This window comes from Caballeronia eucalypticola (assembly GCF_047608185.1).
Taxonomy (GTDB): domain Bacteria; phylum Pseudomonadota; class Gammaproteobacteria; order Burkholderiales; family Burkholderiaceae; genus Caballeronia.
Window position 1 is genome coordinate 23,424 of the sequence record NZ_JBLKRU010000026.1, and the last position, 12,610, is coordinate 36,033.

Annotated in this window: 10 protein-coding genes; 6 read left to right on the plus strand and 4 right to left on the minus strand. The window is 61.1% G+C overall.

Annotated features, from left to right (window positions below; all coding sequences use genetic code 11):
• Position 1 precedes the first annotated feature (1 nt).
• The 3 genes from ACMX25_RS25895 to ACMX25_RS25905 all read right to left on the minus strand — a co-directional run bounded on the left by ACMX25_RS25895 (position 2) and on the right by ACMX25_RS25905 (position 3,606).
• On the minus strand, positions 2-550 hold the full coding sequence (locus ACMX25_RS25895) for a MarR family winged helix-turn-helix transcriptional regulator (RefSeq protein WP_414952930.1): 549 nt from the start codon (positions 548-550) through the stop codon (positions 2-4).
• Positions 551-651: 101 nt separating this feature from the next.
• Positions 652-2,373: a cobaltochelatase CobT-related protein gene (locus ACMX25_RS25900; RefSeq protein ID WP_414952862.1), complete on the minus strand. Its 1,722-nt coding sequence runs from the start codon at positions 2,371-2,373 to the stop codon at positions 652-654.
• Positions 2,374-2,400: 27 nt separating this feature from the next.
• Positions 2,401-3,606, minus strand: coding sequence for an AAA family ATPase (locus tag ACMX25_RS25905; RefSeq protein WP_414952863.1), 1,206 nt, complete (start codon positions 3,604-3,606; stop codon positions 2,401-2,403).
• 584 nt (positions 3,607-4,190) lie between these two features.
• On the opposite strand from ACMX25_RS25905, the gene ltaE reads away from it, so the two are divergent.
• Complete coding sequence (ltaE, locus tag ACMX25_RS25910; RefSeq protein ID WP_414952864.1) at positions 4,191-5,222, plus strand: low-specificity L-threonine aldolase; 1,032 nt, start codon at positions 4,191-4,193, stop codon at positions 5,220-5,222.
• 15 nt (positions 5,223-5,237) lie between these two features.
• Here ltaE and ACMX25_RS25915 read toward each other — a convergent pair whose 3' ends face one another.
• Positions 5,238-6,128 carry a LysR substrate-binding domain-containing protein gene (locus ACMX25_RS25915; RefSeq protein WP_414952865.1) on the minus strand — a complete coding sequence of 297 codons (891 nt, stop codon included), beginning with the start codon at positions 6,126-6,128 and terminating at the stop codon, positions 5,238-5,240.
• Positions 6,129-6,244: 116 nt separating this feature from the next.
• Between ACMX25_RS25915 and ACMX25_RS25920 the strand changes: the two genes are divergently transcribed.
• From ACMX25_RS25920 to frc, 5 genes are all read left to right on the plus strand, one after another.
• On the plus strand, positions 6,245-7,255 hold the full coding sequence (locus ACMX25_RS25920; protein WP_414952866.1) for an aldo/keto reductase: 1,011 nt from the start codon (positions 6,245-6,247) through the stop codon (positions 7,253-7,255).
• A 152-nt stretch (positions 7,256-7,407) separates the two neighbouring features.
• Positions 7,408-8,316: a pyridoxal-phosphate dependent enzyme gene (locus tag ACMX25_RS25925; RefSeq protein ID WP_414952867.1), complete on the plus strand. Its 909-nt coding sequence runs from the start codon at positions 7,408-7,410 to the stop codon at positions 8,314-8,316.
• Positions 8,317-8,344: 28 nt separating this feature from the next.
• Positions 8,345-8,959 carry a nucleoside/nucleotide kinase family protein gene (locus ACMX25_RS25930; protein WP_414952868.1) on the plus strand — a complete coding sequence of 205 codons (615 nt, stop codon included), beginning with the start codon at positions 8,345-8,347 and terminating at the stop codon, positions 8,957-8,959.
• Positions 8,960-9,386: 427 nt separating this feature from the next.
• Positions 9,387-11,141, plus strand: coding sequence for an oxalyl-CoA decarboxylase (gene oxc, locus ACMX25_RS25935; protein WP_414952869.1), 1,755 nt, complete (start codon positions 9,387-9,389; stop codon positions 11,139-11,141).
• A gap of 111 nt (positions 11,142-11,252) precedes the next feature.
• Positions 11,253-12,503 (plus strand): formyl-CoA transferase, encoded by a 1,251-nt coding sequence (gene frc, locus ACMX25_RS25940; RefSeq protein WP_414952870.1) that lies wholly within the window; start codon positions 11,253-11,255, stop codon positions 12,501-12,503.
• Positions 12,504-12,610 lie beyond the last annotated feature (107 nt).

Sequence of the window (12,610 nt, forward strand, 5' to 3'; positions counted from 1 at the left end):
GCTAGACGCCTTCTTCCGTATCGGTTCGGTCGGGGCCGATGGTAGGGCCTTGGTGTGACGCGTTTATTGGTGACGCGTTTAGCGGTGACGCGTGTGCTGGAGCCTGCTGCGTTTGACTGGATGCGCCAAGTTTAAACGCAGCGAATACCCGCAGGGTCGCCTCCAGGTCTTCCCGGCTGACATCGTTCAGGACGTCCGCACGCAATCCGATCAGTTCTTTCTCGATCTTGGCGGTGACCGACCGGCCTTCATCGGTCAGCGATATGATTTTCGCGCGCCGGTCGTCGGGGTCTTCGTCGCGACGCACGAGGTTGGCCGCGCACAGTTGGTCGAGCAGGCGCACCAGCGACGGCCCTTCGATTCCCGTCAGCTCGGCGAGCGCCACTTGGCGCACGGGTTCGTCAAGCCGCGCGGCGATCAGCAGCGGCGTCGCGCACGCTTCGGAGACGTTATAGGCTGCAATCACGCTTTGGCTCGTGCGCCGCCACTGACGCGCCGCGATGACGAGCGCGCTGCTGACGGATTGGCGAAGGACATCGATAGGCGGCATGGCGCGCATTGTATTTCGACAACAATTCGTTAGCAAGCTATTGAATTAATTTTTTGGGGCGGGATGCTTTTTTGATACAGGTGGGGCGGACAAATGGCGGATTAGTGCCTGCTGCCGCGCCGGAGCAAGAGTTGGCTCAGGACATTGAACGCCATCGTGGGGAGTTCATCAAGTTTGCGCACAACAATGTTATGCGCATAAAACTTTTCTACGGCGTCGTCGAGCAGTCCGATACCGATCAGTTCGATTCCCAAGCTTGTAATCTCGTCGATGCGCGCCCGCAGATCGGTCCGCAAGATGACCGGATGGCCATCGCTCGTAGCGGGATAACCGTCGGACAGGACCATCAGGATGCGCCGGCCGGCGCGTTGCGCGGCCAAACGCCCGGCGGCCCACGCGAGCGCTTCGCCGTCCGGATTCTCGTGACCGCAATCAATCGCACTCAGGCCGGCCGGATTGTTCGAGCCGAAGCGCTTGTAGATCTGCAGATCGAGCCGTTCTACGCGCCGGTTGAATCGGTTCACGTCCACGCCTTCGGCCAGCTTCTGCTCATAAAGCGCCCGCATTTCCGGCGATTCAACCGAGCTGTAACCTAGCACTTCGCACTTGAACGATAGCTGCATCAACGCGTCGCACAGCGCGGCGGCGCAGAGCCGGGCGAGCGCGATTTTTCCACCGGCCATGGAGCCGCTGCGGTCGATCAGCAGCGTGACGGCGGCGTCGCGTCCTTCGGTCGTGCGCTTGACGCGAAACGGTGTCCGATATCCCGGCGACACCACCAGCTTCGCCAACGCCGGCCGGTCGATTTCCCCGCGCTCCTGTTCGCGTTTCCAATGCGTCTGTTCATCGGCTTTCAGCGCGCGTTCAAGCCGCGCGGTCAGCGGCGCCGTTTCCGCACGGGCGAGTGCGCGCAAGTTGCGCCATTCGGTTGCGTTTCCGTGCCCCGTGAGATCGGTGATGAGGTCGAATTCGGTCGTGAGCGGAATGGACAGGCGAGGGCGGCCATCGATCATGTCGATATCGAAGGTCATTGGCGGTGCCGGCGAGCTTGCTTCCGAGGCCTCCGCGTTGGCGTCCGATGGCGCCTGGGCTAGGCTCGCGGCATCGGAGGACGATGCCGCGTCAGAGCTTTCCTGCGATGCCGCGTCCTGTGCATCCGAGCCCGCTTCCTGCTCGGCGTCCAGCGCCTCATCGGCATCGGCGGAAAACATCATGGTGTTCACATCGCCGGCTGCCAGCGACCTGATCCGTGCCACGAGCGCCCGCGCGCCGGCCACGCTTTCCGCAGTCGAACGGCTCGCACGGGTGGCCTGGAGCAGCTCGCTCACGGCGCCCAGCGTGGCGATGAGCGCCGGCGTTTGTTCGGTCACGTCGGGCGCTTCGTCCCAGAGCGTGCGGTCGATAAACCAGATCAGCTTGTCGCGCCACGGCAAGGTCGGCCAGCGTGCGTGCGTATTTCGCGCAGTTTGTTCGCGCAGTCTCCCGACAAACCTGCGTGCGCCCGGATAGTCGATGAACAGCCGCTCGCAGACGCGCCGGTCTTCAATCGCTTGCGCAATCTGCCGGGTCACGCCGGAATTGAGCGCGTTGATTTCGCTGAGCGTGGAGTACTTCGAACGTGCCACCAGCAAGTCGAGCTGGCCGGTGAGTGCGTCCAGATCGACCGCGCCGGCAGCCTCCGGCAGCACGATCCGGTCGCGTTCCACCCGCGGACCGGTTGTGTCGAACGATACCGTCACGCCGTATCGGCCCGTAAGCACGCGCGCCATCTTGCCGAGCATGGCGTGCATCGAGTCCGGGCGGGTCAGGTTAGAGGTAGGCACGTTCAGGGTTGCGCATATGCACGTATTTCATTCGTCGAACGCGATGTGATGCCGGATGATGCTGCGGATCAGCGCGGCGTCCTCGGCGCTGACTTTGGCGTAGATCGCCGGGCCGGCGGCGCGTTCCGGGTCGCCGGAACGCAGCATCAGGTCGGCCCAGTCGAGCAGGCGCCGGGTTGAAAACGCGCTCGCCAGGTCTTCGCGGGCGAACGCCGCGCGGCAATCGGCGGCAATGGCGGCGAGCGTTTGCGCCATCGGCCGCGTGCAACGCGCTCCCAGCGTGCGCATCAACACTTCCGCCTCCTCCGCAGGCGACAGGTAATTCATCAGGTACACGCGCCAGCGATCGAGAAACGCCTCGTTCATCAGGTTGGCGCCCTGATACAGATGCCGATACACGCTCATGGCGCCCACCGCGTTTGCGGTGGCGAACAGGCGGAAAGACGGGTGCGGCGCCACCAGTTCGTTGCCTTTTTCCTTCAGCAGCAAACGCCCGTGGGGTTCGAGCACGGCGGTGAGAACGGCGAGGATCGAAGGTTCGGCGAAATCGATTTCATCGACTACAAGCCACAGGCCTTCACGCAAGGCGGTTGGCAGCACACCGTCCACCCAGAGCGTTTCTCCGCCTTTCACGGTCCAGAACCCGACGAAATCGCCGATAGTCGTCTGGCCGTTCATATTCGCCCGCAGCACGCCGTGTTGCGTACGGGCCGCGACCTGCTCGATCAGGCTCGTTTTCCCCGCGCCGGTATGGCCGATCAGCAGCACGCGCCGGTTCTCCACGATGTCCTGGAGGATGTCGCCGAATCGCTCGGGAAAGAGATACGCGGGGTTCAGGCGCGGCACGAGCGGACCGGGCTGGCCCATTGGCATATCTACCGTGCCGATAGCCGTTGTCGCTTCGTTTAAATCCTTGGCTTGAGGCATTTGCCCCATGGCGTGCCGAAGTTCTTTCAGAAAGCTGGTTCGTCCTTCCGTGGGCTGCGGCGCGAGCGCGGGATCGTTGGGTCGAGAAAACCCCTCCCGATGCCACTTTTGCAGCTTCGACTTGAGGTTTTCCAGGTCAACGACGGTATCGATATTGGCCGGCCCGTCGCCGTATCCATGCGCGATCCGATACATCTGCGGCCGGTCGGAGAGTGTCACTTCCCACCACTCGGCGGCCTGGCCGGTCGAGCGCGCGTAGCGGCCGGTGTGAGGATCGTCTTGCAACTTCGGTTCGGGCGCGTTCATTGGCTTACGGGCTGGAGCGTGGATGGGTGCGGATGGATGTTCGAAACTTTACACGGTCGAGGGATCAGACTTGGCGTGATGAGGTGGTTTCAGGTCCGCTTGCACGAGGTATTTAGGGTGAGATCAGCACCGGATTCTGCACTCACACGTTAGATGATGTATCGGTTCAAGAAAACATCATAACATATTGAAAAATAACAAAATTATGAGAATAATCCGCCACTCTAGAAATTTTCTCAAAAAGATCATTCAAGCCCTTGATCCGTCTAGAGAAATTCGAACATACCAGCAACACTTCTTAAAGTGTTTTCATGAAATTTTATTCATGCTCTTCCTTAGCTGCATAAAAACTCACTAAACGATTGATTCCAAATAGAAAACTCCAAAATTAAATATTTTAGATTAGAAATCAATCGTATCTATATGATTTAATACAGTTAAGCAGAAAATAACACGAAATTTCACCATTCCAAAATCTAGAATCCGCATGAACTAACGCCCGTAAAACCTTCACCCTCCAACACGCCACGCCACGCCTCCTCCCTGCGATGGCAAAATACCCGCTCCACCCACCAGGAGCCGCAATGAGCACCCCGATCCAGCACGATTTCCGTTCCGATACCGTCACGCGACCCAGCCCGGCCATGCGCGCCGCGATGGCATCGGCGGAGGTCGGTGACGACGTTTTCCGCGACGATCCCACCGTCACGCAACTGGAAGCCGTGATGGCCGAGCGCTTCGGCAAGGAAGCGGCAGTGTTCCTGACCTCGGGTACGCAATCGAACCTGGTCGCGCTGATGGCGCATTGCGAACGTGGCGACGAGTACATCGTCGGCCAACAGGCGCATGCCTACCGCTGGGAGGCAGGCGGCGCGGCGGTGTTGGGGAGCATCCAGCCGCAACCGCTGAACAATCAGCCGGATGGTTCGCTGCTGCTAGCGGAGATTGAAGACTCGATCAAGCCCGACGATTCGCACTACGCCCGCACGCGGTTGCTGGCGCTGGAGAACACGATCGGCGGCAAGGTTTTGTCGCAGGAGTACATGGAATCGGCGACGGCGCTGGCGCGTCGGCACGGTCTTGCCACGCATCTGGACGGCGCCCGGATCTTCAATGCCGCAACGGCGCTGAACACGCCTGTTGCCGCGCTGACGCGTTCCTTCGATACGGTATCTGTGTGTTTATCGAAGGGATTGGGTGCGCCGGTTGGCTCGGTGCTGGTCGGCAGCGCGCCGTTGATCGCGAAGGCGCGGCGCACGCGCAAGATGGTCGGCGGCGGTTTGCGGCAGGTGGGCATTCTCGCGGCGGCCGGGCTGTACGCGCTGGAGCACAACGTGGCGCGTCTCGCCGATGACCATGCCAACGCGGCCACGCTGGCGAAAGGCCTGGCGTCGTACGGACAATTGAAGGTGACGATGCCGGACACGAACATCGTGTTCGTGGAAGTCGACAGCGCCATTGCCGCTGACTTCAAGGAACATCTGGCGTCGCGTGGAATTGGCATTACGTCGGCATACAGCGCGACGAAACAGCGTTGGGTCACGCATCTGGACGTGGACAGCGCGGCGGTGGAAAACGCACTGGCAGCGGTCCGGGCGTTTTTCTCCGAACGGTAATCGCCGCGCACGCGTTCATTCTTCCTTGATGAAGTCGATGAACGCGCGCAACGGCGCGGGCATGTGCGTGCGGCTCTGGTAATAGAGGAACGGTCCGGAAAAGCTCTCCCACCATTCGTGCAGCACGGGCACGAGTGCGCCGCTTTGTATTGCCGGCCGCAAGAACTCCTCGAACGTATAGATCATGCCCAGGCCCGCGGTCGCGGCGCCCACTTCAAGTTCCATGACGGACGCCACCAGCGGCCCGTCCGGTGTGAATCGAACCTGTTCGCTGCCGTGCTCGAAGCGCCACGCCGCCAGTACGCCACTCGCGAATCGATGCCCGATGCACGCGTGTTCCAGCAAATCGCGCGGGTGTTTCGGCCATCCGTGCGCCGCGAAATAGGCCGGCGCGCCCGCCGCCACGAAATGCTGCGTGCGCGGGCCGATGGGCACCGCGATCATGTCGCGCTCGATCCGTTCGTCGTAGCGAATCCCGGCATCGAAACCTGCTGCCAGCACGTCGATAAACGTATCGTTCGACACCACTTCCAGCGTGATTCCCGGATGCGCGGCGAGAAACCGCGCGACGATGGGCGGCAGCACATGCATGGCCACGATAGTCGGCACGTTCAGGCGCAAGGTGCCGGTCGGGCTGTCGCGGAAACTGTTGATGGCGTCGAGCGCGCCGGCAATCTCGCCGAGCGCCGGCCCCAGCCGTTCCAGCAAGCGCTGTCCGGCTTCCGTGACCGTCACGCTGCGGGTGGTGCGATTGAGCAAACGCACGCCAAGCCGCGCTTCAAGGCGGCGAATCGCCTCGCTCAGCGCGGACGCCGAGACGCCGCGCAAACGCGCCGCTTCCCTGAAACTGCGCACCTTGGTGATGGCTACAAAAGCGCTGAGATCGGAGAGATCGGGATCGTTCATTGTGCGTTTTTTCGTACAGCCCGTGCTGTGAGGATCGGATTGTCGCACGACAAAACGCCTCGCATACTCTCTTCAACGCTCGCAATCACGCGACGCCTGACCTCAGGAGACTTGATATGAAGCATCTGCAACTTGGCGCGACGGGACCGCGCGTATCGGCGCTTGGACTCGGTTGCATGGGCATGTCCGGCATGTACGGACCGTCCGACCGGAGCGAAAGCGTCGCCACGATTCACGCCGCGCTCGACGCCGGCATCACGCTGCTGGACACCGGCGACTTCTATGGCAGCGGCCACAACGAGGCGTTGATCGGCGAAGCGCTCAAGGGTGCGAAAACCAAACGCGACGCGACCATCATCAGCGTGAAATTCGGTGCGTTGCGCGATCCGGCTGGCGGCTGGGTGGGTTATGACGCGCGGCCGGCCGCAGTGAAGAACTTCCTGACGTATTCGATGCAGCGCCTCGGCGTGGATTACATCGATATCTATCGTCCCGCGCGACTCGATCCCAACGTGCCCATTGAAGACACCGTGGGCGCGATTGCCGAGATGGTGAAAGCAGGTTATGTGCGTCACGTCGGCCTGTCCGAGGTCGGCGCCGAAACAATCCGGCGCGCGGCTGCCGTGCACCCGATCGCCGATCTGCAGATCGAATACTCGTTGATTTCTCGGGGTATCGAAGGCGATATTCTCTCGACGTGCCGCGAACTCGGCATCGGCGTGACGGCTTACGGCGTGTTGTCGCGGGGGCTGATCAGCGGTCATTGGCAAGCGGCGCAAAATCTGGCTGGCAACGATTTCCGCGCGCATAGCCCACGTTTTCAGGGCGAAAACGCCGAACGGAACTTGCAACTGGTCGAAGCGTTGCGGCGGATTGCCGAAGCGAAAGGCGTCTCGGTGGCGCAGATCGCGATTGCGTGGGTCGCGGCGCAAGGTGACGACATCGTGCCGGTGGTCGGCGCGCGGCGGCGCGACCGGTTGACGGAAGCGCTCGGCGCACTCGACGTTGTGCTGACGCCGGATGAACTCAGTGCAATCGAATACGCCGTGCCGAAGGGCGCTGCTGCCGGCGACCGTTACGCGGCCGCGCAAATGGCCCATCTCGACAGCGAGACACGCCACGGCTAACGGGTCGTTATCCCCGGCTCGCGATCACCTCCGCGTTCGATCATTGCGCGAACAATGTCGCGATAACTGCAATAAACTAGCAAACTCGAATCCAGCCGCGGCCCTCATGGCAACCGCCTGGTCCCCGGCATTCCCGTTTGTAAGGACTGATCTTGCTGCACATCGAAACCCCGTTGATCCTGCATCCCGGACTGTCTACATCCACGCGCCGCATCTGGCTGAAGCTCGAAAACCTGCAGCCTGGCGGCTCGTTCAAAATGCGCGGGATGGGCTTGCTGTGTTCGCGGGCGAAAGCGGCCGGCAAACTCCGTGTGGTGTGCCCGTCGGGCGGCAACGCTGGTTTTGCAACCGCGTTTGTCGCGCGCCTGCTCGACATGCAGGCCGAGATCGTAGTGCCTTCCACGACCCCCGAAAGCACCCGGAAGCGTATCGTCGCGCTCGGTGCAACAGTCATCATTCATGGCGATGTCTGGGACGAAGCGAACGAGCATGCGCTGGCACTGTCGGCATCGGATGAAGTGGAGTACGTTCCGGCCTTCGATCACCCCGTGTTATGGGAAGGACATAGCACGATGGTCGACGAGATCATCGCCGTCCTGCCGCAAGTGGACGCGGTCGTGGCCAGCGTGGGCGGGGGCGGTCTGCTTGCAGGTATCCTGACGGGTTTGTTGCGCCATGGCCGCACGGATTGTCGCGTGATCGCGTGCGAGACGACGGGCGCGGCTTCCTTTCGCGCGGCGCTCGATGCAGGGCATCCGGTGAAACTGGATCGCATCGACAGCATCGCAAAGTCGCTTGCTGCGCTTCAGGTGGCGAGCTGGCCAGTCGATGCGATCAAGCACTTTCCGCACGAGTCGGTTGTGTTGTCCGACGCAGACGCGATCATGGGCGTGACGCGTTTCGCCGATGACCATCGGCAGCTTGTGGAGCCGGCATGCGGGGTGTCGCTTGCTGTCGGATACCTTGATCATCCGGCGATTGCCAACGCGCACGACGTCGTGATCGTTGTATGCGGCGGGGTCAGTATTGATGCGCGGATGGTGGCGGACTGGGCGCTGTAAAAACATAAACCACGACAGGATTGTGCCGATGATCGAAGACCGTTTTCTTGTACGACTGCAGCAGCTTGTAGCGGATGGCAAGCGTCGCATCCTCGGGTTGGTGGGTGCGCCGGGCGCCGGCAAATCGACGCTGGCGGAGGCCATCCTGGAAGCCTTGCCGGGCCGCGCGGTCGTCGTGCCGATGGACGGCTTTCATCTTGCAAATATCGAACTCGAACGTCTTGGCCGCGCGTCCCGCAAGGGCGCCGAGGATACATTCGACAGTGCCGGTTATGTCGCGCTGCTCGCGCGCCTGCGGGCGCAGCGTCACGACGAGATGATCTATGCCCCCATGTTTCGCCGGGAGATCGAGGAGCCCATTGCCGGGGCCATTCCGGTCATGCCGGACGTGCCGCTGGTGATCACCGAAGGTAACTATCTGCTGTTGCAGCAAGGCGAATGGAAGGCCGTTCGCCCTTTGCTCGACGAAGCCTGGTTTGTCGATGTCGATCAAGAATTGCGTGTGCAACGGCTCATCGCGCGCCACGTGCAGTTTGGCCGCGATGAAGACGCCGCTCGCGAATGGGTCCAGCGAAGCGATGAAGTGAACGCGGCGCTCATTAATATGACGCGCGGACAGGCCGATATGGTTTTTCAGTTTTAGTATCAGTCAGCACGGGGAAGTGACAATTCCAGCGCTTCCTTCTTAGTAGGCAGTCGCGCTTCATCGCGCCCTGTCCAAGCAAAAAACCGCGCCGCCGATCTAACCTGGATTGGCGATCCATACCGCACTTTCCACGTTCAAGGTGCGGGTAAACCCATCCCTTGCGCGCGACATTTTTAATCGCGCCGCACGTCCCCAGCACCACTCGCATTCACCGCATTTTCCAGCCGCGAAACCGCCGGTACCGCTTAAACCTCCCTCATCGCATCGCAGCAAAAAAAACGGCAAATCTACCGTAGCGCTAGCGTTTTCGAGCGAATCGCACCGCACCACTCTCGACGCCTCAAACAAATCCGCTTGACTAATACTGTGTGTGGAATATTGTATATCACAAACCAAACAACGCCAGCCAAGGAGGAGAGACGTTATGGCAGAAGTACTGAACCACCCGCAGACCGCCACTGCAGCCGAAACAGCGAAGCAGGAGACACTGGCGACGACCGACGGTTTCCATCTGGTCATCGATGCACTGAAACTGAATGACCTCGACACGATCTTCGGGCTGGTCGGCATCCCCATTACCGACCTGGCGCGCCTCGCGCAAGCTGAAGGAATGCGGTTTATCGGCTTTCGTCACGAGCAGCACGCGGGCAATGCGGCGGCCATCGCCGGCTACATGACGCAAAAGCCGGGCATCTGCATGACGGTTTCTGCGCCGGGTTTCCTGAACGGCCTGACGGCGCTGGCCAACGCGACCACCAACTGCTTCCCCATGATCCTGATCAGCGGATCCAGCGAGCGCGAGATCGTCGACTTGCAGCAGGGCGACTACGAAGAAATGGATCAGCTCAACGCTGCGAAGCCGTACGCGAAGGCCGCTTACCGTGTGCTGCACGCGGAGGACATCGGCATCGGCATTGCGCGTGCGATCCGTGCCGCCGTGTCGGGTCGTCCCGGCGGTGTCTACCTCGATTTGCCGGCGAAACTCTTGTCGCAGACTATCGACGCCGTGAAGGGCAAGCAGTCGCTCGTACGTGTAATCGACGCAGCGCCGCGCCAGCTGCCGGCGCCTGACTCGGTCAGGCGCGCGCTCGATGTGCTGAAGGGCGCGAAGCGTCCGCTGATCCTGCTCGGCAAGGGCGCGGCTTATGCGCAGGCCGACGCGCAGATTCGCGAGCTCGTGGAAAAGAGCGGCATTCCTTATCTGCCGATGTCGATGGCCAAGGGATTGTTGCCCGATACGCACGAACAATCGGCGTCCGCCGCGCGTTCCTTTGTGCTGCAGGAAGCTGACGTCGTGCTGCTGATCGGCGCGCGCCTGAACTGGCTGCTGTCGCACGGCAAGGGCAAGACGTGGGGCGCAGCGCCCAAGCAATTCATCCAGGTCGACATCTCGCCGACGGAAATCGACAGCAACGTGGCCATCGCCGCGCCGGTGATCGGCGATATCGGTTCCTGCGTGTCGGCGTTGCTCGATGGCATCGATGCAAGCTTCCCGAAGCCGAGCACCGAATGGACTGGCGCAATCTCCGAACGCAAGAACAAGAACCTGGAGAAGATGGCCGCGACGCTGGCCAAGAACCCTTCGCCGATGAATTTCCACAGCGCACTGCGCGCGATCCGCGACGTGTTGAAAACGCGCCCGGATATCAACGTGGTCAACGAAGGGGCGAACACGCTGGACTACGCCCGCAGCATCATCGACATGTATGAGCCGCGTAAGCGTTTCGACTCGGGTACGTGGGGAATCATGGGTATTGGCATGGGCTTCGCGATTGGTGCGGCGGTCACGAGCGGCAAGCCGGTGGTCGCCATTGAAGGCGACAGCGCGTTCGGCTTCAGCGGCATGGAACTCGAAACGATCTGCCGATACGACCTGCCGGTTTGCACGATTGTGTTCAACAACAACGGCGTGTATCGCGGCACCGACGTGAACCCGACCGGCGGCAAGGACGTTGCCCCGACGGTGTTCGTCAAGGGCGCGCGCTACGACAAGATGATCGAGGCATTCGGCGGTATCGGCCGGCATGCGACGACGCCGGAAGAACTGACCGCGGCACTGCAGGAAGCCATTGCGTCAGGCAAGCCGACGCTCATCAACGCGGTTATCGATGAAGCCGCCGGTACTGAAAGCGGCCGCCTGACGAATCTGAACCCGCAAAGCACGGCGATGAAAAAGTAATCCGCTTGGACGTTACCGCGGGCATCGGTGGTCTTGTCAAACCGCGCCGCCGATGCCGCAGCCAGAACATGAGTCACCCACCTTTAGCCAGTGAGTCAGGAGACAGGAACCATGAGCAAGCCACTTGAGGGAATCAAGATTATCGACTTCACGCACGTGCAGGCAGGTCCCGCCTGCACGCAATTGCTTGCGTGGTTTGGCGCCGATGTAATTAAGGTGGAACGCCCGGGTTCGGGCGACGTTACCCGCACGCAATTGCGCGATATCCCGGACGTCGATGCACTGTATTTCACGATGCTCAACAGCAACAAGAAGTCGCTCACGCTCGACACGAAGAAGCCGGAAGGCAAGGAAGTCCTGGAAAAACTTATTAAGGAATCCGATGTAATGGTGGAAAACTTCGGTCCGGGCGCGCTCGACCGGATGGGTTTCCCATGGCAGTACATCAAGGAACTGAATCCGAAGATGATCCTGGCTTCCGTGAAAGGCTTCAGCGACGGCCACCATTACGACGACCTGAAAGTCTACGAAAACGTCGCGCAGTGCGCAGGCGGCGCGGCCTCGACCACCGGCTTCTGGGACGGTCCGCCGACCATCAGCGCGGCCGCACTGGGCGACAGCAACACGGGTATGCACCTGGCCATCGGCATCCTGACGGCGCTGATTGGACGCGACAAGACGGGCAAGGGGCAGAAGGTCGCTGTATCGATGCAGGACAGCGTACTGAACCTGTGCCGCGTGAAGTTGCGCGACCAGCAGCGTCTGGACCGGCTGGGCTACCTGGAGGAATATCCGCAATACCCGCACGGCGAATTCAGCGATGTGGTTCCGCGAGGCGGCAATGCCGGCGGCGGTGGTCAGCCGGGCTGGGTGCTGAAATGCAAGGGCTGGGAAACCGATCCGAACTCGTACATCTACTTCACGATCCAGGGTCACGCGTGGACGCCGATTTGCCGCGCGATCGGCAAACCTGAGTGGATTGAAGACGCGAACTACAACACGGCGACGGCGCGTCAGCCGCATATCTTCGACATCTTCAAGACGATCGAAGAATGGCTCGCCGATAAAACCAAGTTCGAAGCGGTGGACATCCTGCGCAAGTTCGATATTCCGTGCGCGCCGGTGCTGACGATGAAAGAACTGGCCAACGATCCGTCGCTGCGTGAAAGCGGTACGATTACTGAAGTTCCCCACAAGGAGCGTGGCTCGTATCTGACGGTCGGCAGCCCGATCAAGTTCTCGGATATGAAGCCGGAAATTACGGCATCGCCGTTACTGGGCGAGCATACGGACGAAGTGCTCGAGCGCCTCGGTTACAGCAGCGCGCAAATCGCCAACTTGCATAAGCAACAAGCCGTTTGAAACGTGAAGTAAGCGCGGAATAAGCGCGAAACAAGCACGAAAGTGCGGCGCCGTGGATGGCCTTGATGGACCCACGGCGCGGCAAGAATCGCTACCTGAATAGAAAG

What these genes read in the sequence shown, in the direction of transcription:
- ACMX25_RS25895 (WP_414952930.1), bottom strand. Translation starts at nt 550, where the DNA reads ATGCCGCCTATCGATGTCCTTCGCCAATCCGTCAGCAGCGCGCTCGTC.
- ACMX25_RS25905 (WP_414952863.1), bottom strand. Translation starts at nt 3,606, where the DNA reads ATGAACGCGCCCGAACCGAAGTTGCAAGACGATCCTCACACCGGCCGC.
- ltaE (WP_414952864.1), top strand. Translation starts at nt 4,191, where the DNA reads ATGAGCACCCCGATCCAGCACGATTTCCGTTCCGATACCGTCACGCGA.
- ACMX25_RS25915 (WP_414952865.1), bottom strand. Translation starts at nt 6,128, where the DNA reads ATGAACGATCCCGATCTCTCCGATCTCAGCGCTTTTGTAGCCATCACC.
- ACMX25_RS25920 (WP_414952866.1), top strand. Translation starts at nt 6,245, where the DNA reads ATGAAGCATCTGCAACTTGGCGCGACGGGACCGCGCGTATCGGCGCTT.
- ACMX25_RS25930 (WP_414952868.1), top strand. Translation starts at nt 8,345, where the DNA reads ATGATCGAAGACCGTTTTCTTGTACGACTGCAGCAGCTTGTAGCGGAT.
- oxc (WP_414952869.1), top strand. Translation starts at nt 9,387, where the DNA reads ATGGCAGAAGTACTGAACCACCCGCAGACCGCCACTGCAGCCGAAACA.
- frc (WP_414952870.1), top strand. Translation starts at nt 11,253, where the DNA reads ATGAGCAAGCCACTTGAGGGAATCAAGATTATCGACTTCACGCACGTG.